The organism is Parapedobacter lycopersici, assembly GCF_040395035.1.
In the GTDB taxonomy this organism is placed as follows: Bacteria; Bacteroidota; Bacteroidia; order Sphingobacteriales; family Sphingobacteriaceae; genus Parapedobacter; species Parapedobacter lycopersici_A.
Genome location: NZ_JBEBRB010000001.1, coordinates 186,176 through 208,305, shown reverse-complemented (window position 1 = coordinate 208,305; position 22,130 = coordinate 186,176). Strand labels below are relative to the sequence as shown.

The window sequence follows — 22,130 nt, the reverse complement described above, 5'->3', positions numbered from 1 at the left end:
TAAATGGGTATCATAACGGAAAATAATATGAACTGGGGGATCAAAATTATAATCACACTGGCACTATTTATTGCGGTCATCGTGTCTTTTGGTGTATACATGGTCAGCAATAATACGGATACGCTGGAAATAGGTGATTACTACGAACAGGGACTGCAGTATGATGAGGTGTATCGCCGTAGGCAAAACGTACGGCAGCACGAGGCGTTGCCCCGCATAACCATTGCTGCGGATACACTGACAATTCAGTTTGTACAGCCGGGAAATAAAGGGCAATTGTTGCTGCGGCGGCCCTCAGACCAGGCACAGGACGTCGTGATTCCCTTTGACTTTGCGGACCGGCTTTTACGGCTACCGATGCAAGCTTTCAGTCGCGGTGCGTGGGAACTTCAGCTGGAATGGGAAGCTGCGGGTATCCCATATCAATTTGAAAAACAGTTATTTTTAAGTAAATGAGCTATCAACAGCTGGCTTTCTTTATGGGCTTTTTTGGTAGCCTGCATTGCGTCGCCATGTGCGGACCGCTGGTACTGGCACTGCCCACCCTGAATAAATCCATAGGGGGGGTATGGCTTAACCGATTACGCTATCAGGCGGGACGGGTACTCACGTATGGGCTGTTGGGACTCTTAGTCGGACTGATCGGCCACGCCGGTTCCATTAAAGGGTGGCAGCAGGCAATGACATTAGGTACCGGGGTACTGCTTGTGGGTATGGGGCTATTTAATTTGTTCGGGAAATATGCCCCCTCATTTAGCCGCAGACAACAACAGCTTGTTACTCCAATAGCCCGCCTGATGGGCTATTGGTTATACCGGCCGGGAGGCAGTTTTATGGCCGGGATACTGAACGGACTGCTTCCGTGCGGTATGGTATACATGGCGCTGGCCGCTTCGCTAAGTGCTGATTCCATTGTGAGCAGTGCTGTTTTCATGATGGCTTTTGGCCTGGGCACATTGCCCGCTATGATCGGTGTCTCGATCGCGGGAGCAGGCCTGAAGTGGAAGTTCCGCCTGAATATGGCAAAGTGGTTACCCCTGCTGTTTTTGGTGATGGGAAGCTGGTTTTTGTTGCGCGGGGCTAACCTGGATATCCCTTACCTGAGCCCGCTGATTTATCCGGAAGGAGCAATCACCTGTAGGTAGGGAACGGGTACGCAAAAACCTGAATACAACAACATGGTCTTTTTCTTAACTTTGCGCTTCAATCTATTCAATAAGCGGGCAAGATGAGTGAAAATAAAGTTGCTGTACCAGACCACACAGCCGAAACCGATAATGAACCTCCCGAATTGGTTTTTGTAATTACGGATGCACCTGACGGGGGCAAAGTGGCCGTCGAAGGCCGTTATGGGATCGTCTTCTTTGTGGAAGGAATAGACGATATACAAGGTGCGGTTATCAACAAGATACAGGAACATTTTGACGGCGCATTTCACGGAAAAATCCGCATCCGCCAATATGTCGACGAGCTGATCAGCATAAGGAAGAAGTAGCAAACAGGCACTTGTTATTTTTTGGTTGATGACCAGCCTTGGCTAATGCATCGCTAGGTGCTATTGGACTTTTATTGTGAATAGCTGACCGACGAGTTTTCGTATATTTTGGCATCGATGAATGGCTATCTGTCGCACGATCTTCGGGGGTAGGCGGAGGGAAATGACCCGTTGATCATTTTAGCCCGCTGTTTACCGCAAAACAGCAAACCCCGGCAGTGTAAGCAGGAAGTTAATTACGGTCATTTTGTTAATTCATTGAAAATTAAGGTTTCAAATAATTAGGAACCTTGAACATCCCAATAATTGTATACATTTTTCTGCATGGTGCTCTTCATCTTTGCATAAAGGTACAAGCATTTAAGCCGTATTTAACCACGCCGTAATCGGTGCAGCTGAATATCGATTCAGTGTCGAAATGGGGAAGGTCGTATTAACCTAGCCGGATACGATTAAACAAAAATTTTATGAAGAAAGTTGGGGACTCAGTCGACGAATTAGGAAATGACACCGCACCATTATTGAAAATGAACAGATTTGTTTTCGTGGTAATGGAAGGGAAAAACAGAACCAAGGTAGCCATCGAAGGAAATTATGGCATGGTTGCGTTTGCAAATAATATGAAGGAGCTAAAGGAGGGAATTGTTGATAAAGTGCAGGAGCAATTTCAGGGTAAGTTTGTCGGAGAAATCTGCATCCGTCGCTTTGTTGATACGATAATTAAAATAGCGAATTAAAAAATATTGAATTTGGTAGATGTGTGGCCCCCAACAGATACACCGCCCGGTGTATGGGGGCCCCTTTTTTTGAGAACAGTGGTTATCTCCACTCCGGTCACTTCAGCCCAATCTCACGTAATCGTTCGTTAAGGTATTCCCCTGCAGTGGTATCGGGATATGCACTTGGATGTTGGTCATCTACACAGGACTGCAGCGCAGCAAGGCTCATGGAAGCCTGCGGATGCAGGAAAAACGGAACGGAGTAGCGCGACATCTTCATCAGCTCACGGGGTGGATTTACCACACGGTGGGTGGTGGATTTCAGTTTATTGTTGGTGAGCCGCTGCAGCATGTCGCCCACGTTCACGACGATATCTTCACCATGTGCTTTCACTGGATACCACGTGCCTCCGCGGGTGAGCACCTCCAGCCCATCAGCACTGGCGCCGATAAGGAGGGTAATCAGGTTAATGTCTTCATGTGCACCCGCACGTACGGCATCCGCGGGAAGGTGATCCGGTTCGTCAATCGGGAAGTAATGGATGGCACGCAAAATGGAATTGCCCTGATGCACTTTGGATTCAAAGTAATCCTCGTCCAGGTTCAGGTAAACTGCAATGGCTTTGAGTAATTCTCGTCCGATAGCTTCCAGCCGGCTGTATATCGTGCCTGTTACTATGTCAAAGCGGGGAATTTCGGAGACAGCAACGTTGTCCGGATAATCGGCTTTGGACAGCGTGTCATCACGGAGCGTTTGCCCGCGTTGCCAGAATTCCTTCAGATCCGGTGTTTGGGCATCCTTGGCTTTTTCCCTGCCTTTTGAAGTATACCCGCGCTGCCCGGCGAGTCCGGGGATTTCGTACTGCCGCTTTTTTTCTTCCGGTAAAGCGAAGAACGCCTGTATCACCTTATATAATTCGGTAATCAAGGCCTTATCCATGCCGTGATTGGTAATCGTGGCAAAGCCAGTCCCCGTAAAGGCGGTGCCGATATCCTGCGAAAATTGACGGCGCTGTGCTGCTGAACCTTGTGTATAAGCAAGCAGATCCAACCGGGGTATCGTGACGATAGACATGATGCAACTTTTTGAGGTAAATATAAAGCATTCGTTGGTTTGCGGCAAATTGACACGACGATAAACAAACAACCTCCCCGTTCGGATGTTCTTGCGGATGTACAGGCGGTAATGGTGCATTTCCACAATTAAATTAGATTCCAATGGTGGCGGCGAGACCGATAAATTCCTTTTTATCATTGCATATGACGGCGAGTTTGTTTAAGTTTGGTATTCACAGCGGGGTGCGGGCGGCTCGTTTAATATTCCGTTATCTCGTCCCCGGAAATGTTATCATCCCATGGTAAATAAAAGGATCAAACTAACGCACGGCAGCGGTGAGCACGGGCCGGGGCGGCGCATCAAAAAGGTGGCGGTATTGGGCTCCGGGGTAATGGGGTCGCGCATTGCCTGTCATTTTGCCAATATAGGCGTGCAGGTGCTGCTGCTGGATATGGCTCCCCGCGAGTTACTGCCGGCGGAACAAGCCAGGGGCCTGACGCTGGACAGCAGCGCCGTGCGCAACCGCTTGGTGAACCAATCCCTGGAAACCGCAATCAAGACCAACCCCTCACCCGTGTTTAGTAAGCATACCGCCAGTCTTATCCAGACCGGGAATTTTGATGATGATATGGCGGCCATCGCCTTGGCCGACTGGGTCATTGAAGTCGTGGTGGAACGGCTGGATATCAAGAAACAGCTGTTGGATCGGGTCGAACAGTACCGGACGGCGGGAACGCTGATTACCTCGAATACCTCGGGGATACCCATCCACCTGATGGCAGCGGGAAGGAGCGCCGATTTTCAGGCGCATTTCTGCGGCACGCATTTTTTCAATCCGCCACGTTACCTGCGCCTGCTTGAAATCATCCCCACCCCAGAAACCAAAACCGAGGTAGTAGACTTCCTGATGCACTATGGTGATAAATTTTTGGGAAAAACGACGGTGCTATGCAAAGATACACCGGCATTTATCGGCAACCGGATCGGCGTATACTCCATGCTGGCCCTTACGCACCTGGTGGAGCAGCTGGAACTGACCGTCGAGGAGGTCGACAAATTTACAGGTCCGGCCATGGGGCACCCGAAATCGGCCACCTTCCGTACCGCCGACGTGGTCGGCCTGGATACACTGGTGAATGTAGCGAAAGGCCTGTCAGAAAATGCACCAGATGACGAAGCAAAAGAGATATTCAACCTTCCGCCCTATATCCGGCAGATGGTGGAGCGGCAATGGCTGGGGGAAAAAGCAAAACAGGGATTTTATAAAAAAATAAAGGACGATAAAGGCAACAGTGAAATTCTGGCGCTTGACCTTGGGACACTTGAATACCGGAAGCAGGAAAAGGTAACCGCAGCTACCCTGGAAACCACCAAGCCGGTTGAAGATATCCGCAAGCGGATGAAGGTTTATGAGCAGGGTACGGACAAGGCTGGTGCACTCTTCCGGGCGATGCATTATCCGTTATTTGAATATGTTTCGCGGCGCGTGCCGGAGATTACGGACGATTTTTTCCGCATCGATGATGCCATGCGCGCTGGGTTTGGATGGGAACTTGGCCCCTTTGAAATATGGGACGCATTGGGTGTTAGGGAAACGGTGGAAAAAATCCGGGCGGAAGAGCGGCGGATACCCGGTCATTCCGGTGAAGTGGCCGACTGGGTCAGGCAGATGCTGGATAGCGGCCACGAGTCGTTTTATCAGGTGAAAAACGGCGTACGCCAATATTATGATGCACGAAGCAAATCATACAAACCCATACCCGGTGCCGAAAGCTTTATCATGCTAAATGACCTCCGCGGGCAGCGCACGGTATGGAAAAATGAAGGGCTTACCGTTATCGACCTCGGCGACGGTATTCTCAATGCGGAATTCCACACCAAAATGAATACCATAGGAAGCGATGTCATCCAGGGGCTTCACCAAGCCATCGACATCGCCGAAAAAGACTTCCGGGGATTGGTTATCGGCAATGATGGTGCAAACTTTTCAGCCGGTGCCAATATCGGTTTGATATTCACGATGGCCGTTGAGCAGGACTATGATGGCCTGAATAACGCCATAAAAACCTTTCAGGATACTTCGATGCGCCTTCGCTATTCGGCTATTCCCGTAGTGGCAGCACCGTTTAATCTGGCACTTGGGGGCGGATGTGAATTTTCAATGCATGCGGACTTTATACAGCTCCACGCCGAAACCTACATGGGGCTCGTTGAATTCGGCGTAGGCGTGATTCCAGGAGGAGGAGGTACCAAAGAGTTTGCGTTGCGTGCTTCGGACGAGTTTAAAGAAGGTCAGATTGTACAGCAGGTGTTGCGGGAGCGGTTCCTTACCATCGGTCAGGCCAAGGTCTCCACTTCTGCGGCAGAGGCTTTTGAGTTGGGATACCTGCAGGCGGGCAAATATGCCGTCAGCATGAACCGTAACCGGTTGCTTGCGGATGCAAAAGCCAAAGCGGTGGAGCTGGCCGAAGCGGGTTATACCCAGCCCGCACCACGGGCGGATATCACGGTGCTGGGTAAGCAGGGACTTGGTATTGTCTATGTGGGTGCTAACTCCATGCGTGCGGGCAACTACATATCCGAACACGACCAGCGGATTTCGGAAAAACTCGGCTGGGTGATGTGCGGCGGTAATCTCTCCACACCGACGCAGGTGTCGGAACAGTACCTGCTGGACCTCGAGCGCGAGGCATTTCTCTCGCTCTGTGGTGAACGGAAAACGCTGGAACGTATCCAGCACATGTTAACGAAGGGGAAACCTTTACGGAATTAGTTTTGCTGAATATTAAAGACACAAACATGGAAGCATACATTATCGCCGGATTCCGGACTGCGGTTGGAAAAGCCCCGCGAGGGGTGTTCCGCTTTACCCGGGCAGACGACCTGGCATCCGAAGTTGTTAAACAGTTGATCGCGTCGGTACCTAACCTGGATAAAGAAGAAATAGACGACGTGATTGTGGGAAATGCCACACCTGAAGCGGAGCAGGGACTCAATATCGGCCGGATGATCTCACTTATGGGGCTTAATACCGAAAAGGTGCCCGGTGTAACCGTAAACCGATATTGCGCTTCCGGACTGGAAACGATTGCCACAGCGGTGGCCAAAATCAAGACCGGTATGGCTGATGCCATTATTGCCGGCGGTGTGGAAGTCATGTCGGGCATGCCATTCGGTGGCTGGAAACTGGTGCCCAATCCCGAAGTTGCCCAACGTCACCCCGACTGGTACTGGGGAATGGGGCTTACTGCGGAGGCAGTGGCCAAAGAATATAGGGTAAGCCGGGAAGATCAGGATGCTTTTGCCCTTGCCTCACACCAGAAGGCAATTGCGGCGATAAAAAACGGCCACCTGAAAGATGGAGTGGTGCCCATTACTGTACGGGAAAACTACCTCGATGCGGCGATGGGTGCGGGGCAGTGGGACGCATCAAACTACCTCGATGCGGCGATGGGTGCGGGGCAGCAGGGTGGAGGGACGAACCCGCCTAAAGGTGGAAACAGCATCAAAACCCGCGAGTATGTGGTGGATACCGATGAAGGACCCCGTGCCGATACCAATCTGGAGGCTTTGGCGAAATTGAAGCCTGTGTTTGCCGCAGGGGGAAGCGTTACAGCGGGAAACTCGTCGCAGACTTCGGACGGTGCGGCATTTGTGCTCGTCGTGTCCGAGAAAAAACTGAAATCATTGAATGTCAATCCGATCGCCCGCCTGGTTTCCTATGGTGTGGCAGGGGTGCCGCCGCGGATTATGGGTATCGGTCCCATTCACGCCATTCCGAAGGCACTGAAAATGGCAGGAATGACACTGGATGATATGAATCTCATTGAGCTCAATGAGGCTTTCGCCTCTCAGTCATTGGCCGTCATCCGTGAATTGAAGATTAATACCGAAATCCTGAATGTCAATGGCGGTGCCATCGCACTTGGGCATCCGCTGGGTTGTTCGGGGGCTAAGCTTTCGGTACAGCTTTTCCATGAACTGAAGCGCAGAAACCAGCGATACGGTATGGTAACCATGTGCGTAGGTAACGGGCAGGGGGCCGCCGGAATCTTTGAGATGCTTTGATCTTATCACGGTGAACATGAATGCGAGCACACAAGGAGGAGCCTTTCTGATTAACGAGACGCCCTATACGTCGGTGTTTATTCCCGAGGAATTTGATGAGGAACAGCGGATGATTCGTCAAACCTGCGAAGATTTTCTTAAGACGGAAGTTTATCCTAACCTGGATCGTATCGACGCACAGGAAACGGGTTTGATGCAGCACCTGCTGGATAAGGCGGGAGAACTGGGGTTACTCAGTGTGTCCATTCCCGAAGAATATGGCGGTTTTGGAAAAAACTTCAACACGGCGATGCTGGTAACGGATGCTGTCGGCGCGGGACACTCCTTCGCTGTGGCACTATCAGCACATACGGGCATCGGCACATTGCCCATCCTCTATTACGGCAGTACTGCACAGAAAGGCAGGTACCTGCCCCGGCTGGCAACAGGTGAGTGGAAGGCGGCATATTGCCTAACGGAGCCAAATGCCGGATCGGATGCCAACTCCGGCCGTACCAGCGCCAGACGCAATGCGGAAGGGACCCACTACCTGATCAATGGCCAGAAAATGTGGATCACTAACGGTGGTTTTGCCGATGTGTTTATTGTGTTCGCCAAAATTGATGACGATCAACACTTGACTGCTTTTATCGTTGAGCGCGGATTCGGAGGGATCACAATGAACCCTGAAGAACATAAAATGGGTATTAAAGGCTCGTCGACCCGGCAGCTGTTTTTTAACGACTGTGCCGTACCGGTTGAAAACATGCTTTCCGAACGGGGAAACGGATTCCGCATAGCCGTAAATATTCTTAACATCGGCCGCATCAAACTCGCGGCCGCGGCCATCGGCGCAGCACGGCGCGTAATCGACCAGGCGGTTACTTATGCCAATGAGCGGATGCAGTTTGGTGTACAGATTGCCACATTCGGTGCCATACAGCATAAGCTTGCTGAAATGGCCGTCCGTACCTTTGCCGTGGAAAGCGCGGCCTACCGTGCCGGGCAGCAAATTGACGATACCTGTAGAATGCTATCTGCCGAAGGTATGGATGATGCACAGGCGAAGCTGAAAGCAACCGAAAGGTTTGCTGTCGAATGCGCTATTCTTAAGGTATGGGGGTCGGAAATGCTCGACTATGTGGTGGATGAGGGTGTGCAGGTATACGGAGGAATGGGGTATTCCGCTGATGCGCCCATGGAACGGGCGTATCGCGATGCGCGCATCAACCGTATTTTTGAAGGTACGAATGAAGTAAACCGGCTGCTTATGGTGGATATGCTGCTCAAGCGCGCCCTTAAAGGGGAACTTGATCTCATGGGGCCTGCACAGGCGGTAGCCGATGAGTTGATGGCCATTCCGGATCCGGGAGTCGTCGAAGACACTCCTTTTATCCGCGAAAAGCAGTTGCTGGTTAACCTTAAAAAGGCGGTATTGCTGGTAGCTGGGGCTGCGGTGAAAAAGATGGCGGCAGCGCTTTCGCAGGAGCAGGAGATCCTGATGCAGCTAGCCGATATGGTCGGTGACGTCTATATTGCTGAATCGGCGTTGCTCCGGGCTGAAAAGCTGGCACAGCAGCAGGGTGAGGGGGACACGGGCGGCACCCGGACGTTGATGGCCCGTATTTACCTGCACGCAGCCGTTGACCGCATTTACCTCGCGGGTAAAGAGGCCCTGCTCGGATTTGCTGAGGGCGATGAACTGCGCTTGCTATTGATGGGTTTGCGCCGCTTTACCAAGGTAGAGCCATTCAATAGCAAGAATGCACGCCGGCAGATTGCCCACCGCCTGATTGAAGCTAATAAATACTGTTTTTAATAATACCCGCTGCCGGCGGTCGGCTACGGTGGCGCCCGTAACCGGTTGCGAAAAACCGATGGCGGCTAACCGATTATTTTGTATGTTTGACTAAAAGGAATCCAGCCGTGCACTCGGAACAGCTACTTCTGGCAGAATATAGGCAAACGGGCAACCTGCAATTGCTGGGTAAGCTGTACGAGCCTTATATGCCGCTTATTTATGGGGTGTGCTTAAAATACTATAAAGATGAGGCGAAAAGTGAAGATGCCGTAATGCAGATTTTCGAAGCGCTCATCGATAAATTGCGGGTACATCAGGTAAGTCATTTCAAAAGCTGGCTGTATACCCTGGCGCGTAATCATTGCCTGATGGATCTCCGGGTAACCAGCCGCATAAAAAACGTCGATATTGACGAACATCTTGTGGAAAGTGATGCATTTCTGCATCAATACGATGAGGAAAATAGGCTTCCCGAAGAGCAGCTGGTGCGGATGGAAGCCTGTCTCGCCGAACTCAACGATGAACAGCAACGGTGCGTCACGCTTTTCTACCTGGAACAGAAATGCTATAAGGAAATTGCAGCACTTACCGGCTACGAGCTGAACAAGGTGAAAAGCCATATCCAGAATGGCAAACGAAACCTGAAGATTTGTATGGAGAAAAAGCAGACATGAACGACAATTATCATATTATCCGTATACAGCAATACCTCAATGGCACATTGAGCCGGGAGGAAATGCATCAAATGGAACGGGAAGCCCTTGAAGACCCGTTGCTTAATGATGCTATTGAAGGGTATCGGTTGCAGAATAAGGTCGACCATGGCCGGCTTAGTCTGCTACAGCAACGGTTGGCGGCCCGTATTGAAGGCCAGCAACAGGAGCGCCATACCTTTTACTTTAGCTGGCAGCGGCTTGGCGTGGCGGCTACTGCCTGTGTGTTGATGGTGTTGGTCCTCGTGCTGCTTTGGATGCGCAGCCACACCACCCACACGACGCCGGCTGAAAAGGAAGTGGTGGTTGAACTGACTCCACCCGAAACGGTTGCAGGAATCCATGCGGAACCGGTAATGGGCGAAGGGCTGGATGCCTACCCGGAAACAGGCTGGGAGCAGTTCAATACCTATCTTGCTGAAAATAAAGGTAACCTACCAATTGCCGGCGAACTGGTGGTGACATTTGATGTCGATCCGACGGGAAAGCCGACCGCCATCCGGGCTTTAGACGGGGTAAGTGCATCATTAGTGGCCAATGTGCAACGTATATTGCAGGAGGGTCCGTTATGGAACGGTACAAAAGGGAAGCTGACGATCTCCGTTGATTGATCCATTACCCCTCAACATGATCCCGTCCCGTGTGCTCCGTGCGCGTTATTCTTCCCAGCGTATTTTTTCAGCTACCGGTGTCCGGTTAGCCCCCCGCTGCGGCTCCGCGTGATATCCCATATAAAAAAAGCCCAGGCATTCTTCCCCATCGGCGAGCGCCAGAAAATCAGCCATGTGTTTAATTGAGCCCGGACTGCTCCAATACCCACCGATACCTTCGGCGGAAGCCGCCAGCCAGAGGTTCTGCACGGCGCAGGCGGTGGCAGCCAACTCCTCCCATTTGGGGACCTCCCCTGAATAATGGATGTTAATGGCAATGACAGCGGCCGACCGGAGTACTTTTCTTCGGGTCGCTTCATACTTCTTTTGCAGGAAAAGCGCCGCCGGTGTGTTTTCCTGATAAAGGGAAGCCAGCTTATCCGCCAGCCGGATTAACGCGTCGCCGCGGAATACCGTGAAACGCCAGGGTTGCGTAAGTTTATGCGTTGGCGCTGTATTGGCGCATTCTAGCAATTGCAATAACGTCTCTTTGGAAAGCTCCCGGTCGGTATAGCTGTCCGGAAAGATACTCCGGCGGTTTTTTACCAGTTCCTGTAATGAATTACTGTCGTGTGCTGTCATTTGATATGAATTGATTTAAACTGTATCATGTTAACCCCGCTCTTCCCATAATGCGGCGATGTGGAGGATGGTGCGTACGGATTTTTGCATATCCTGTACGGATACCCACTCTTCCCGGCCATGGAAAGCATGGCCGCCCGCAAAAATGTTTGGGCAGGGAAGCCCCATGAAGGAGAGTCGGGAGCCGTCTGTTCCGCCGCGGATACTGCGCCGTACCGGCTCCATACCTGCCCGCCGGATCGCCTCCATACCAATATCCATTACCTGGGGGTATTGGTCAAGCACCTGTTTCATGTTGCGGTACTGTTCGTTGACGGTAAACCGGTAGCTGCAACCGGGGTGGGATGCCAGTACCGATTTGACCAATGCTTCCAACTCTTCCCCATGTGCCCGCAGTTTTTCATCGGTAAAATCACGGATAATAAATGTGATTTCCGCCTGTTCCACCCCTCCGTTGATAGCTACTGGGTGCACGAAACCTTCGCGCCCGCCGGTGCTTTCCGGCGACAGCCGGCCGGAAGGAAGACCATGCACGATTTCCGCGGCGATTTTTATCGCGCTTTGCATTTTTCCTTTGGCAAAACCGGGGTGAACGCCGACTCCATGAATAGTTACCACAGCGCCATCCGCCGAAAAAGTTTCATCCTCGATGGTTCCGGCTGTTTCGCCGTCTACGGTATATGCGAAGTCTGCACCAAGTTTTACGAGATCTACCCGGTCCACACCCCGCCCGATCTCCTCATCAGGCGTAAACAGGATTTTAACGGTACCGTGTTTAATGGCAGGATAATGCATTAAAATGCGTGCTGCGTCCATAATTTCAGCAATACCGGCTTTATCATCCGCGCCTAACAACGTCTTTCCACTGGCGGTAATGATGTCGTTGCCCAGCTGCCTTGATAAATCAGGATGCTCATGCCGTCGGATAACCACATCGGGATCATCCGGCAGGATGATGTCTCCCCCTGCGTAACCGCGGTGCACCACGGGCTTTACATCAGCGCCGGTGCAATCGGGCGATGTATCCATGTGCGAACAGAAGCAGATCGTTGGTACCCGCTTGTCCGTGTTGGCAGGAATGGTTGCATATACATAACCATCGGAGTCGAGGTGAGCATCAACAATGCCCATAGCCAATAACTCGTTAACCAGGACCTGTCCGAGGTTTTTTTGTTTTTCCGTGGACGGACAGGATAAAGACGTGGGGTCGGACTCCGTATCTATTTGTACATATCGTAAAAACCGTTCTTCAACGGTAAACGCCTCAATTGCGTTTATCACCTCATTCATAGTCGTTTTTTCTTTAATAGTACAACGGGTACATCTGTAATATTCAGTAGTTTTTTGCGCACGCTGGAATGAAATAGCCGACGTAAAATACCGGATTTTTTCGAGGCGATGAGAACCAGGTCAATGTGCTGTTTTTTTACGTAGTCGAATATGCCTGTTGCCGTATCCTTATGTGTGCTGATGGTTTCAAAAACGGGGGTTAGTTCGTCCAGGTATCGCATGAGTTGCTTCTGGCCAAGCAGCGTCGCCGGCGACTGGCGCTTTAGTGCGTAATCCACATGCAGGATATGCATTTCTGCGCGGAAGGGGCTTACCAGCTGGACAATGGAATTGATGGGCGTCTCGGTTTCCACATCGACCAGGTCGGTAGCGTAGGCTACTTTTTTTATGGACCGGAGCAGGTGGTCACGTGGTACAATCAGCAGCGGCGCGATACCGGATTCCGCCACGGCCAGTGTATGCCGGCCAATAAGGGTGTTTTCAATATCGGATAAGCCGGCAATTCCCATGATGATAATGGATACTTGATGGATATTAACAATGGCTTCCACGCCTGCCTTTACACTTTGGTCATCGGCGAGCAGCAGGATACGGTCCCTCATGTCATTGATCCGATGAAGCTTGCTGACCATGGCCTCTAAGTGCTTCATGGCCACTTCGTGGTATGGGTTCCGCCCCTGTTCGGATCGTGTCCCGTCTACGGGGGCATCTTTATACGAATGGTAGAAAATAAGCCGAAGTGCTTTTAATTCTCCGGCCATATCCACTGCATACTGCGCTGCATTATACGATACGTCGGAAAAATCAACCGGGACTAAAAACGTGTTCATTCAATCGTCTATAAAGCACCCCTAACTGGCAATGGGCTTAGTGTATCTCCCAAAGATAGGAAAAGATCGCTATTTGAACGGATGAAAGAAAAGCAGCCGGCATATTATTGCTGTTTGTCGGCGTAGCCGAATACCTTTTTCAGCAATGGTGTGGTACGTGTACCGCCGAGGTTATTGCGGATTTTAAGTTCTTCCTGGGCAACCTGATGAAAGAGGCCGGCTATGGCTTTCTGGGTTACGTACTTGTTCAAATCGGTTTCCACCTTATCGTTAATAAGGGGAATCTGGTTATAGCTGGTCATCACGGTGCTCCAGTATTGTGCGACACGATGTTTGCCGAGCGCCTGCTCCACAATGGGGCTGAACCGCTTGGTCAGTTCATCCGTGGTGGCGCGCTGGAAAAACTGGGTAGCCGCATCCTCCTGCCCGCTAAGCAGGATATTGGTTGCATCGCGGACCGTGAGCTGCGAGAGTGCTGAAACGAACACCGGTGCCGCTTCGCCTACTGCGCTTTCTGCTGCGTGGTTAAGGCTTTGGATCAGGTTGTCGCACAACGACCCCAGCCCGATATCCCGTAGGGTACGTTCTACTTTTTGTGCCTCCGGGGGCATGAGAATCTTAACCGCGGCATTGCCCAGGAAGCCGTCTTTTACCGCGAGTGACTGAATACTCCGGTCTAATCCCTGGCTCAGCGCCTGCTTTATGCCAGTGGCGATTTCACCGGAAGAAACTGCCGCACCCTGGGTTGTGCTGCCGGCTGGTGTTTTGGCAGCATGGTCTGGATATGTCAGCTGGCTCAGCGTATCGCATTGAGTAAACAAGAGCAGTGAGGAGGCAAGGGAAAGTACTTTCAGCCGATTCTTCATAGAATAAAAAAAGTTAACGATATGTTGAATAAAGGCGTAAAGGTACCATTCTCGGGCTAAGAAAGCAATCAATAGCGGATTTCCGCCATCACCGGAAAGTGATCGGAGGGCAGCTTGCCCGCATAGCTGTCTGTCAGTATACCATAGCGTACCACCTTAAACGGAGGAGAAAGAAAAATATGATCGATACGGCTGTCACTCACACGGGTGATGTCAAAGCTATTGAAAGTACCATTAGGTGCATATTTCAGGGGCGATAGCTCATATGCATCTTCTACGACCCCGCCGGTGTGGAGCAACCGGTAACTGTCGCTGCGCTGGTCCACATTAAAATCGCCAGTGATGATCATCGGTGTGCCACTGCCCAGTTCACTGGCTTTCGCTACGATAAGTTTAGCGCTTTCCGTCCGGGCTTCGGTACCCACGTGGTCAAAATGGGTGTTGAACAGGAAAAACCGGAAGCCGGTGCGCCGGTCTTTGAATAACCCCCAGGTACAGATACGCGGCAGGGCCGCATCCCAGCCTTTGTTGGGTGTTTCCGTATTTTCAGCAAGCCAAAAGGTGCCCTGCCTGACTACCTCAAATTTCGTTGTGTCAAAAAATATGGCTGAATACTCACCCTGTTCCTTGCCATCATCGCGCCCTACGCCGATATAGGCATAACCGGGAAGTGCCGCTTTGATCGCCTCGACCTGATGCTTAAGGCCTTCCTGAATGCCGAAAATATCGAAACCGTGGAAACGGATGAGCGAGGTAAGATGCGGTGCCCGGTCTTTCCAAAGGTTGCCGATATCGCCTGCAGCATCATACCGGATGTTGTAGGTGGCTACACGGAATTGCTGGGCGATGCCAAAGGCAAGGCAGGTAAAAAAGAGCAGGGCGGTAACGGCTGTTTTTTTCATCTGTTAGCACGTAGCTTAATGACGTCGAGCAATAGCCCGGGCTGGTCGGTGGTAATGTACTCCACCCGCTGGTCGAGCAGCCGGATCATTTCTTCCTCCGTGTTAACGGTCCACGCATTGACCACGAGTCCGAGATGCTGCGCTTCCTGAATCCAGGTCGGATTTTTCTTGTACACGTCAAAATGGTAATCCAGTCCATAAAAGCCGTCCTTTTTGGCCTGGGCCGGCGCCACGTCGCCATTCAGGTAATAAACTTTAGCCTGTGGATCCAGCTCGATGATCCGTTTTGCACCCGCATAATCAAACAGGATGTATTCGACCCAATCCTCCGCATGTAGTTTTTTGACCAGTTCTATCGATTGGTCGGCCGCTTCAAGCGTACGGTCCAGTCCCAAGGGTGAGGTTTTGAGTTCAAAGATAAGCTTAGTCTTTCGCTGCTTCATGCCTTCACGCAGGTAGGCCTCCGCTGTTGGGATCGGTTCCCCGTTCGGATGTTTTTTAGCCAGCAATTCGGCATATGTTGAGGTAGCGATATCCAGCCCGTAAAAATCTTTGTCGTGGTTCACTACCAGTACACCGTCTTTGGTAAGATGCACATCAAATTCGGTGCCTGCGCAACCCAGCTCGATGGCACGGTGCAGCGAAGCAATGGAGTTTTGCGGCAGGTTATCTGCCTTCCAGGCACCGCGGTGGGCAATGGCTTCATTTTGGACAAATTGGGCAAAGGTGATTTGTGACATGGTACAGCAGATAACAGCCAGTAGGGCGCGAGTGATCAAATTCATGGTTTTCGTTTTCAGCGAATGAATAAATTGATGATATGTATGCCTCATTAAAGGTAACTAATTTGCTGGAATTAAAAGACCAGAATGACATTGGCTACCTTACGTTCACCGTCATGATCGAATTTTTTATTGTCTGACGGATAATTGACCACACCCGATTCGGTTTCTCCCTTTACATACAGTGTCGTTGATCCGCCTCCGTCGAGGTTGAGCGCATCCTGCATGCCCATCACGCGCAGCAAAAAAGCCAGTTCCGGCAGGTTCATCCCGTAGGCGTTGGCGTTCCGCCCGTCTACCGTAAGCAGCACAAGCTTATTATCGGCAGTATGTGCCACGGCCGAGCGGGGATGGCGGTTGTCGTTGAATGCGTTTTTCTGCAGTGCCACAACTGTTCCGCCCTGTAATAGCATTGGGCCGCATACCATAACATTGGCTCCTTTCAGACGTTTATCCCAGCCGGCAGTCTGATTGTCACCCAGAACAATGGAGGCCGTTTTTCCGTCGACAATCAGGGCGCCGTTGGCCCGTTCATGATTGGTGCCATTGGGCAGCAGCATTTCCGTTTCGTTGACCACCTTCCCGTCGATCCGTACAAAGGTAGTGGCACCCCCGTGCTGTACGTCAAAAAATGTGGCATTGATAGCGCCCAGGGCTCCCGCTTCTTTGGCAAAAACACTGGTCAGCTCAACACCGTCGGGCAATCCAGCAAACGCGATGGTACGGTCGGGGTTTGTCAGGTCGATCTCCAGCAGGTTGACTTCCTGCTGGGATGCAAACAGGCTGTCAAAATGCGCCTGTTTCCAAACCGCCCCGGGAGCTATCGCTTTTTCCTTCCATACGGTTGTGACGATGCGGAGTGAATCTGCCGGGGTCTGCGCAAAAATAAACTGCGGGGCCAGCCATAACATACAGCCTACGAGATAGACTGCACATGTTAGGCGCTGAAGGTATTGTTTTCTTGTTTTCATAATCCGTTGGCAATATGCGAATCGCAAATTATATAAATATTACCGGGGTATCAAGGAATTAACCATAAATGACGGTCGCGGCCCCTTATCTGTTTTACAGAAAGATTGTTTACTTTTATCAGGCAATTACCAAAACACCGAATGTAACATCTTGAAAGGGCGTACATCTAATTAGCGTAAATATGATGCAGCAGGTTCAATTTTCCAGGCTTCCGGTTGAATTATGCTGTTGGATAGCGGCATTGGTGCTGCTTTACTTATCCAATCCCGGCATGCATCATTTCACCCTGTGTCCATTGGAAAATGTAGGTGTCGACTGGTGTCCGGGATGTGGGTTAGGCCGTTCGCTTACCCTGTTGATGCATGGCGAGTTTGCAGCATCCGTGTCAATGCACCCGCTGGGGATACCAGCTTTTTTGGTGCTTGCCCACCGAATTTATTGTTTGGCAAAACTGAATATAACAGCTAAATTACGATACTTATGAGCAACCGCAACATATTGATGAACATCGAGGGAATCACGCCCGATGAACTGCTGTACCTCCAGCATGCCACCGCCTCACTGACCGATGACCAGCTTAAAAATTTCGTGCTGCTCTATATTGGCAAACGAAAACGCGCACAGGATATTCTGCTGTTTACGCTGCTTGGTTTTCTGGGATTTGCCGGCGTGCAGCGCTTTATACTTGGCCAGGTAGCAATGGGTGTTATCTATTTCCTGACCGTTGGCTTCTGCTGGATAGGCACGATTGTCGACCTGATTAACCACAAGAGCATGACTGATGAGTATAACCAGCGCGCAACGCGCGAATGCCTCCAAATGGTAGCGGGTTACTGAGCGGGCAATCCGCCTGCCCATTCGGCATGGAACTGCGCCAGGTATTGCTCCATAAAGGCGTGCCTGGATGCGGCAAGCTCCCTTGCGGTATCGGTGTTCATTTTGTCCTTTAGCAGGAGCAGTTTCTCGTGAAAATGATTTAACGTCGGGGCAGTGCTGTTTTTGTACGACTCCCGGTCCTGTTGGGGGTCGGGCGGAATGCCGGGATTATATAGTTCGCGGTTTTTGAAGCCGCCATAATGGAATGCACGGGCAATGCCAATGGCGCCGATGGCATCCAGCCGGTCGGCATCCTGTACGATGGCCAGCTCCGGTGAATGAAAGGTAACATGGCCCAGGTTCGCCTTGTATGACATGTTCAGTATAATCTCCTGCACATGCTTTATCCGGTTCTCATCCACTCCGATCCCGTTTAGGTATTCGCCTGCGAGCCGGGGTCCCAGTGTTTCATCGCCATTATGGAACTTGCTGTCGGCGATATCGTGCAGCAGCGCAGCCAGCTCGCATACAAGTGCGTCTGCCGGTTCCCGGGTAAGGAGGTACTTCACGTTATTCCATACCCGCAGGATATGCCACCAATCGTGTCCCGCCTCCGCATTGGTCAATTGCCGGCGCACAAAATTGACCGTTTGATCAATGCAGTGTCTCATGAATGCGGTTTGTCAGCAGGTTGCCGGCGGCTACCCGCGTAAATTTCATATTCCAGTAGCCTGCAATCCAGTCTTCCGTTATAAAATTCAATCCGGCGCGACGAATGCAGGCCTATTTTTTTGGCCAGGTCGGGGTTGCCTGTAAACACATAGCCGGTATAGCCGCCACAGTCCTGTTTGAAGAAATCGCCGATGCGGCTGTATGTAGCTTCCAGTTTGGTATGCGTCCCCATGCGCTCGCCATATTCGGGATTGAAGACAACCACTCCGGGCGCCCCGGGCAGGGGTGTTTCGGCAAAATCGCAGACATGAAAGTCAATGAGTTTATCCACTCCTGCGGTCTTGGCATTAAGGATGGCCGTTTCAACGGCCTCTTTTGAGCGGTCAGAGGCTACAATTTTGGCCGGTGCCTGTTTGTTGACCTGCTCCTTCAGTTTGCGTCGTTCAGCAAAGAAAACCTGTTCATCATAACCCAGGATGTGCATGAATGCGTAGTTCATCCGAAAAAGGCCCGGCTTGCGGTTCGTCGCAATAAGTGCTGCTTCGATGGCCAGGGTGCCCGACCCGCACATTGGGTTGATGAAGGCCGATTGCTTATTCCAACGGGTGGCATACACCACGCCGGCGGCCAGAGACTCCAGCATCGGCGCTTTGCCGGGAAATTTGCGGTAGCCGTGCTTGGCAAGGGTTTCCCCTGAAGTATCGAGAAAGATTTCCGCACGGTCCTTCTGCCAATGCAGGTGCACTACGGTCCGCTGCAGGCTTGGCCCGCTGTCGGGCCGGAGCCCCTTTTTGCTCTTGATGCGGTCGGCAATTGCATCTTTTACTTTTAAGTTGGCAAAGAGCGGCGTGGTAATGGTGGAATTATTTACATTGGACGTAACAGAAACATAGCCGTCAGCTGCAATGAGTGTTTCCCAGGGAACCTCCGCCAGTGCTTCATAAAGCTCGTGGGGGTCATTTGCGCGAAACGCCTTCAGGGAATAAAAGACCTGGCTGGCGCAATGCAGGTTCAGGTTGAGTCGGATGCAATCGTTGACTGTCCCTTCGAGCTCAATGCCGGTAGCAAAAGCTTGCTTGACATCGAACCCGAGTTGCCTTACTTCGTCTTGCAGGTAGGGCGACAGGCGTCGGTAACACGTGATAATGATTTTAGCCGGGGTGTTGAAAACTTCCATAAGATTTCGGCAAAGTTACCTATTATTGTAGGTAAAAAATTTTTAATTTTACAGTTTCAATAAAATCGCAAAGTAATGGAAATACGAGGAAAAGTACACGAAATTGGTGATGTGCAGCAGGTTACCGATACGTTTAAGAAAAGAGATCTAATCATCCAATATGCGGAGAACCCTCAATTTGTTGAATATATCCGTTTTGAGGCAACGCAGGACCGTACTTCATTGTTTGATAACCTGAGCATCGGTGAAGAGGTGGAAGTTTCATTTAACCTGCGTGGACGTCCCTGGACCAATAAAGACGGGGTAACCAGCTATTTCAATTCGTTGGTGGCCTGGCGGGTAAGTAAAGTGACCGGATCAGAAAACGGAGGGTCAGCTTATGCAGCAGCGCCGGCTCCTAGTACGCCGCCGACAGTCGATATTTCTGCCGACGATGGAAAGGACGACGATCTACCGTTCTAAAAATGTAAACAACCGTATTTGTTGATAAATCGAAGAGGGTGGCGCAGGATCTGTGCCGCCTTTTTTTGTTGCTTCTTCCCGCCAGGTATGAGGAAGTGCACTGCGTGATTTTCCGGTTACATCATAAAGGGAGATGATAGGGACTTTATAGGGACCTTCTAGGGACATCGTAGGGGGAAATCCCTATGATATCCCTATGGGGTCCGTATCAGATTCCTGTTAATACAGGAGACGACGTGTCGGATTACCGAACATAAAGCATACGGTATTTGAATCCGTCCGGTAGCTGAAAAAGCAAGGTGGAAGCCCTGTAACCGTTTACGTGGAAACGCAGCCAGCAGGTTACTGTTGCAATGGTTCGCCAGGGGTGCCAGCAACCCTCCGTAACAAAAGCCGTTGCCGGCTGAGCCGCTCTTCGAGGATCAGTGAATCGGCTGTATGGTGCAGGATAAGGAAACGCGGTCGATATTTACCGATGTGATGACAACCGGCCGTTTTGAGCTGCCCGTCAGCCTGACGGTACCAGCCCTCCACCAGCAGGCTGTCCTGCCGTACAACGTAGAGGCCCCGGGCATATTCTACCCAGTTTCCATCATTATAGCATGAATCGGCCATTTTTTTTACCCGGGCTGTGGTGTGCAGGGTGAAATAGATGGAGTCGGGGGTGACAGTTAGTTCATGCAGGGTGTATTGCAGCAGGTCACCCTGCATGGCTACGCTGTCCTGTGTCCAGCGGCCATGCAGGTATTCCAGTCCTTCCTGTCGCATGTCGGGGTTAAAACGGCATGCAGAAAGGCAGAGTGCGATCAGCAGCAGTGCCGATAGCGGTTGTAAAACTGATTTTCGGGAGTCGCTGACTGTTACTTCAACCCGCCGATCATATCCTCTGGCCGCACCCATTCGTCAAATTGCTCATTGGTTAACAGGCCCAGCTCCAGCGCCGCTTCGCGGAGCGATTTGTTTTCTTTGTGTGCCTTTTTTGCGATTTTGGCGGCATTTTCATAGCCGATATGCGGATTGAGTGCGGTAACAAGCATCAGCGAATTTTCCACGTGTTTTTTAATACCGGCGTAGTTGGGCTCAATACCAACAGCACAGTGGTCGTTGAAGGATACGCAGGCATCGCCGATCAGCTGTGCGGATTGCAGGAAATTGGCCGCCATCACCGGTTTGAATACGTTGAGCTCATAGTGGCCATTGGCACCGCCGAATGCGATGGTCACGTCATTGCCTATGACCTGTGCGGCAACCATCGTCAGTGCTTCACACTGCGTCGGATTGACCTTTCCGGGCATAATGGACGATCCCGGTTCATTTTCGGGAATCAGGATTTCGCCGATGCCTGAGCGTGGACCGGAAGCCAGCATGCGGATATCGTTGGCGATTTTATGCAACGATACAGCCAGCTGTTTCAGTGCGCCATGGCTTTCCACGATGGCATCGTGGGAAGCAAGTGCCTCGAACTTATTGGGTGCCGTGCGCAAGGGGAGTCCCGTAAACCCGGCGATATACTTGGCCACATGCTCGGCGTAACCTTTTGGCGTGTTAATGCCTGTACCCACGGCCGTTCCGCCAAGTGCCAGTTCCGCCAAATGGTCCAGTGTATTTCTGAGTGCTTTCAAGCCATAATCCAGCTGGGCCACATAACCTGAAAATTCCTGTCCAAGGGTCAGCGGCGTTGCGTCCATCAAGTGGGTGCGTCCGATTTTGACTACACCGGCAAATGCTGCTGATTTTGCCTTCAGCGTATCCCGCAGCTTTTCCACACCCGGGATGGTGGTGGAAATAATCCGCTTATAGGCGGCGATGTGCATAGCCGTAGGATAGGTGTCGTTGGATGACTGCGATTTATTTACGTCGTCATTGGGGTGGATAAAAGGTTTTCCTTCGCCGAGTTTATGTCCCTGTAGCACATGGGCACGGTTGGAGACCACTTCATTCACATTCATATTTGATTGCGTGCCGGAACCGGTCTGCCAGATGACCAGCGGAAACTGATCGTCCAGCTGGCCCGCCAATATTTCGTCACATACCCGGGCGATCAGGTCGCGCTTTTCGGCCGGGAGTATACCTGCATCCGTATTGGTGTAAGCGGCGGCTTTCTTAAGGTAGGCGAATGCCTCAATAATTTCTTTTGGCATGGAGGCTGCCGGACCAATTTTGAAATTGTTGCGTGAGCGTTCGGTTTGCGCTCCCCAATACTTGTCGGCAGGTACCTGCACCTCGCCCATGGTATCGTGTTCTATTCGGTATGACATGGAATCGTTGTTTTTGATTAAATCGTCCAAAGTTACAAA

The 22,130-nt window shown here is 51.3% G+C and carries 24 protein-coding genes; 12 read left to right on the top strand and 12 right to left on the bottom strand.

The genetic code is table 11. From position 1 onward, the window contains the following. The first annotated feature begins 3 nt into the window (after positions 1-3). From ABWO75_RS01020 to ABWO75_RS01005, 4 genes are all read left to right on the top strand, one after another. A complete protein-coding gene (locus tag ABWO75_RS01020) occupies positions 4-456 on the top strand; it encodes a FixH family protein (protein ID WP_353181646.1) in 453 nt (150 codons plus the stop codon). Then, positions 453-1,145 carry a sulfite exporter TauE/SafE family protein gene (locus ABWO75_RS01015; RefSeq protein WP_353181644.1) on the top strand — a complete coding sequence of 231 codons (693 nt, stop codon included), beginning with the start codon at positions 453-455 and terminating at the stop codon, positions 1,143-1,145. Before ABWO75_RS01020 ends, ABWO75_RS01015 begins: the two co-directional genes overlap by 4 nt. A gap of 83 nt (positions 1,146-1,228) precedes the next feature. Then, a complete protein-coding gene (locus ABWO75_RS01010) occupies positions 1,229-1,495 on the top strand; it encodes a hypothetical protein (RefSeq protein ID WP_353181642.1) in 267 nt (88 codons plus the stop codon). Positions 1,496-1,962: 467 nt separating this feature from the next. After that, complete coding sequence (locus ABWO75_RS01005; RefSeq protein ID WP_353181640.1) at positions 1,963-2,232, top strand: hypothetical protein; 270 nt, start codon at positions 1,963-1,965, stop codon at positions 2,230-2,232. Positions 2,233-2,329: 97 nt separating this feature from the next. On the opposite strand, the gene ABWO75_RS01000 is transcribed toward ABWO75_RS01005, so the two are convergent. Continuing rightward, positions 2,330-3,289 carry an isopenicillin N synthase family dioxygenase gene (locus tag ABWO75_RS01000; protein ID WP_353181638.1) on the bottom strand — a complete coding sequence of 320 codons (960 nt, stop codon included), beginning with the start codon at positions 3,287-3,289 and terminating at the stop codon, positions 2,330-2,332. A 280-nt stretch (positions 3,290-3,569) separates the two neighbouring features. Between ABWO75_RS01000 and ABWO75_RS00995 the strand changes: the two genes are divergently transcribed. From ABWO75_RS00995 to ABWO75_RS00975, 5 genes are all read left to right on the top strand, one after another. After that, positions 3,570-6,044 (top strand): 3-hydroxyacyl-CoA dehydrogenase/enoyl-CoA hydratase family protein, encoded by a 2,475-nt coding sequence (locus tag ABWO75_RS00995; RefSeq protein WP_353181636.1) that lies wholly within the window; start codon positions 3,570-3,572, stop codon positions 6,042-6,044. Positions 6,045-6,070: 26 nt separating this feature from the next. Further along, positions 6,071-7,339 carry an acetyl-CoA C-acyltransferase gene (locus ABWO75_RS00990; protein ID WP_353181634.1) on the top strand — a complete coding sequence of 423 codons (1,269 nt, stop codon included), beginning with the start codon at positions 6,071-6,073 and terminating at the stop codon, positions 7,337-7,339. Positions 7,340-7,355: 16 nt separating this feature from the next. Then, the gene (locus ABWO75_RS00985) at positions 7,356-9,137 is read left to right on the top strand and encodes an acyl-CoA dehydrogenase FadE (RefSeq protein ID WP_353181632.1); all 1,782 of its coding nucleotides are present in this window, start codon (positions 7,356-7,358) and stop codon (positions 9,135-9,137) included. An 86-nt stretch (positions 9,138-9,223) separates the two neighbouring features. Further along, entirely contained in the window at positions 9,224-9,793 is a 570-nt protein-coding gene (locus tag ABWO75_RS00980; RefSeq protein WP_353181630.1) for an RNA polymerase sigma factor, read from the top strand. Next, positions 9,790-10,443: a hypothetical protein gene (locus tag ABWO75_RS00975; RefSeq protein WP_353181628.1), complete on the top strand. Its 654-nt coding sequence runs from the start codon at positions 9,790-9,792 to the stop codon at positions 10,441-10,443. Before ABWO75_RS00980 ends, ABWO75_RS00975 begins: the two co-directional genes overlap by 4 nt. Positions 10,444-10,488: 45 nt before the next feature. Here ABWO75_RS00975 and ABWO75_RS00970 read toward each other — a convergent pair whose 3' ends face one another. From ABWO75_RS00970 to ABWO75_RS00940, 7 genes are all read right to left on the bottom strand, one after another. Continuing rightward, a complete protein-coding gene (locus ABWO75_RS00970) occupies positions 10,489-11,064 on the bottom strand; it encodes a nitroreductase family protein (RefSeq protein WP_353181626.1) in 576 nt (191 codons plus the stop codon). 30 nt (positions 11,065-11,094) lie between these two features. After that, a complete protein-coding gene (gene pepT / locus ABWO75_RS00965; protein WP_353181624.1) occupies positions 11,095-12,354 on the bottom strand; it encodes a peptidase T in 1,260 nt (419 codons plus the stop codon). Beyond that, positions 12,351-13,184: a universal stress protein gene (locus tag ABWO75_RS00960; protein ID WP_353181622.1), complete on the bottom strand. Its 834-nt coding sequence runs from the start codon at positions 13,182-13,184 to the stop codon at positions 12,351-12,353. The genes pepT and ABWO75_RS00960 overlap by 4 nt, the downstream gene beginning before the upstream one ends. A gap of 104 nt (positions 13,185-13,288) precedes the next feature. After that, on the bottom strand, positions 13,289-14,050 hold the full coding sequence (locus ABWO75_RS00955) for a DUF4197 domain-containing protein (RefSeq protein ID WP_353181620.1): 762 nt from the start codon (positions 14,048-14,050) through the stop codon (positions 13,289-13,291). Between the two features lie 68 nt (positions 14,051-14,118). Continuing rightward, complete coding sequence (locus ABWO75_RS00950) at positions 14,119-14,952, bottom strand: endonuclease/exonuclease/phosphatase family protein (RefSeq protein ID WP_353181618.1); 834 nt, start codon at positions 14,950-14,952, stop codon at positions 14,119-14,121. Further along, entirely contained in the window at positions 14,949-15,737 is a 789-nt protein-coding gene (locus ABWO75_RS00945) for a glycerophosphodiester phosphodiesterase (protein WP_353181616.1), read from the bottom strand. The genes ABWO75_RS00950 and ABWO75_RS00945 overlap by 4 nt, the downstream gene beginning before the upstream one ends. A gap of 71 nt (positions 15,738-15,808) precedes the next feature. Beyond that, positions 15,809-16,705, bottom strand: a complete 897-nt coding sequence (locus ABWO75_RS00940; protein WP_353181614.1) for a phosphodiester glycosidase family protein — start codon at positions 16,703-16,705, stop codon at positions 15,809-15,811. 182 nt (positions 16,706-16,887) lie between these two features. Here ABWO75_RS00940 and ABWO75_RS00935 point away from each other — a divergent pair, with 182 nt between their 5' ends. Next, positions 16,888-17,190 carry a DUF2752 domain-containing protein gene (locus tag ABWO75_RS00935; protein ID WP_353181612.1) on the top strand — a complete coding sequence of 101 codons (303 nt, stop codon included), beginning with the start codon at positions 16,888-16,890 and terminating at the stop codon, positions 17,188-17,190. Next, positions 17,187-17,543, top strand: a complete 357-nt coding sequence (locus tag ABWO75_RS00930) for a TM2 domain-containing protein (protein WP_257657490.1) — start codon at positions 17,187-17,189, stop codon at positions 17,541-17,543. Before ABWO75_RS00935 ends, ABWO75_RS00930 begins: the two co-directional genes overlap by 4 nt. Here ABWO75_RS00930 and ABWO75_RS00925 read toward each other — a convergent pair. Together ABWO75_RS00925 and ABWO75_RS00920 are read right to left on the bottom strand one after the other, a co-directional pair. Next, the gene (locus tag ABWO75_RS00925) at positions 17,537-18,193 is read right to left on the bottom strand and encodes an HD domain-containing protein (protein WP_353181610.1); all 657 of its coding nucleotides are present in this window, start codon (positions 18,191-18,193) and stop codon (positions 17,537-17,539) included. The genes ABWO75_RS00930 and ABWO75_RS00925 overlap by 7 nt on opposite strands. After that, a complete protein-coding gene (locus ABWO75_RS00920; protein ID WP_353181608.1) occupies positions 18,190-19,371 on the bottom strand; it encodes a THUMP domain-containing class I SAM-dependent RNA methyltransferase in 1,182 nt (393 codons plus the stop codon). The genes ABWO75_RS00925 and ABWO75_RS00920 overlap by 4 nt, the downstream gene beginning before the upstream one ends. A gap of 75 nt (positions 19,372-19,446) precedes the next feature. On the opposite strand from ABWO75_RS00920, the gene ABWO75_RS00915 reads away from it, so the two are divergent. Next, positions 19,447-19,833, top strand: coding sequence for a DUF3127 domain-containing protein (locus tag ABWO75_RS00915; protein WP_353181606.1), 387 nt, complete (start codon positions 19,447-19,449; stop codon positions 19,831-19,833). 342 nt (positions 19,834-20,175) lie between these two features. On the opposite strand, the gene ABWO75_RS00910 is transcribed toward ABWO75_RS00915, so the two are convergent. Together ABWO75_RS00910 and fumC are read right to left on the bottom strand one after the other, a co-directional pair. Further along, positions 20,176-20,733, bottom strand: coding sequence for a fumarate hydratase (locus ABWO75_RS00910; protein ID WP_353181604.1), 558 nt, complete (start codon positions 20,731-20,733; stop codon positions 20,176-20,178). Next, positions 20,694-22,091 (bottom strand): class II fumarate hydratase, encoded by a 1,398-nt coding sequence (fumC, locus tag ABWO75_RS00905; RefSeq protein WP_353181602.1) that lies wholly within the window; start codon positions 22,089-22,091, stop codon positions 20,694-20,696. Before fumC ends, ABWO75_RS00910 begins: the two co-directional genes overlap by 40 nt. Between the last annotated feature and the right edge of the window lie 39 nt (positions 22,092-22,130).

Bases quoted from the DNA above. Each gene is read 5' to 3' on its own strand.
- ABWO75_RS00970 (WP_353181626.1), bottom strand. From the start codon at position 11,064: ATGACAGCACACGACAGTAATTCATTACAGGAACTGGTAAAAAACCGC.
- ABWO75_RS00950 (WP_353181618.1), bottom strand. From the start codon at position 14,952: ATGAAAAAAACAGCCGTTACCGCCCTGCTCTTTTTTACCTGCCTTGCC.
- ABWO75_RS01005 (WP_353181640.1), top strand. From the start codon at position 1,963: ATGAAGAAAGTTGGGGACTCAGTCGACGAATTAGGAAATGACACCGCA.
- ABWO75_RS01015 (WP_353181644.1), top strand. From the start codon at position 453: ATGAGCTATCAACAGCTGGCTTTCTTTATGGGCTTTTTTGGTAGCCTG.
- ABWO75_RS00945 (WP_353181616.1), bottom strand. From the start codon at position 15,737: ATGAATTTGATCACTCGCGCCCTACTGGCTGTTATCTGCTGTACCATG.
- ABWO75_RS00930 (WP_257657490.1), top strand. From the start codon at position 17,187: ATGAGCAACCGCAACATATTGATGAACATCGAGGGAATCACGCCCGAT.
- ABWO75_RS00935 (WP_353181612.1), top strand. From the start codon at position 16,888: ATGATGCAGCAGGTTCAATTTTCCAGGCTTCCGGTTGAATTATGCTGT.
- ABWO75_RS00985 (WP_353181632.1), top strand. From the start codon at position 7,356: ATGAATGCGAGCACACAAGGAGGAGCCTTTCTGATTAACGAGACGCCC.
- ABWO75_RS01010 (WP_353181642.1), top strand. From the start codon at position 1,229: ATGAGTGAAAATAAAGTTGCTGTACCAGACCACACAGCCGAAACCGAT.
- ABWO75_RS00990 (WP_353181634.1), top strand. From the start codon at position 6,071: ATGGAAGCATACATTATCGCCGGATTCCGGACTGCGGTTGGAAAAGCC.
- ABWO75_RS00955 (WP_353181620.1), bottom strand. From the start codon at position 14,050: ATGAAGAATCGGCTGAAAGTACTTTCCCTTGCCTCCTCACTGCTCTTG.
- ABWO75_RS00910 (WP_353181604.1), bottom strand. From the start codon at position 20,733: ATGGGTGCGGCCAGAGGATATGATCGGCGGGTTGAAGTAACAGTCAGC.
- fumC (WP_353181602.1), bottom strand. From the start codon at position 22,091: ATGTCATACCGAATAGAACACGATACCATGGGCGAGGTGCAGGTACCT.
- ABWO75_RS00995 (WP_353181636.1), top strand. From the start codon at position 3,570: ATGGTAAATAAAAGGATCAAACTAACGCACGGCAGCGGTGAGCACGGG.
- ABWO75_RS00920 (WP_353181608.1), bottom strand. From the start codon at position 19,371: ATGGAAGTTTTCAACACCCCGGCTAAAATCATTATCACGTGTTACCGA.
- ABWO75_RS01020 (WP_353181646.1), top strand. From the start codon at position 4: ATGGGTATCATAACGGAAAATAATATGAACTGGGGGATCAAAATTATA.
- ABWO75_RS00915 (WP_353181606.1), top strand. From the start codon at position 19,447: ATGGAAATACGAGGAAAAGTACACGAAATTGGTGATGTGCAGCAGGTT.
- ABWO75_RS00925 (WP_353181610.1), bottom strand. From the start codon at position 18,193: ATGAGACACTGCATTGATCAAACGGTCAATTTTGTGCGCCGGCAATTG.
- ABWO75_RS00975 (WP_353181628.1), top strand. From the start codon at position 9,790: ATGAACGACAATTATCATATTATCCGTATACAGCAATACCTCAATGGC.
- ABWO75_RS00960 (WP_353181622.1), bottom strand. From the start codon at position 13,184: ATGAACACGTTTTTAGTCCCGGTTGATTTTTCCGACGTATCGTATAAT.
- ABWO75_RS00940 (WP_353181614.1), bottom strand. From the start codon at position 16,705: ATGAAAACAAGAAAACAATACCTTCAGCGCCTAACATGTGCAGTCTAT.
- pepT (WP_353181624.1), bottom strand. From the start codon at position 12,354: ATGAATGAGGTGATAAACGCAATTGAGGCGTTTACCGTTGAAGAACGG.
- ABWO75_RS01000 (WP_353181638.1), bottom strand. From the start codon at position 3,289: ATGTCTATCGTCACGATACCCCGGTTGGATCTGCTTGCTTATACACAA.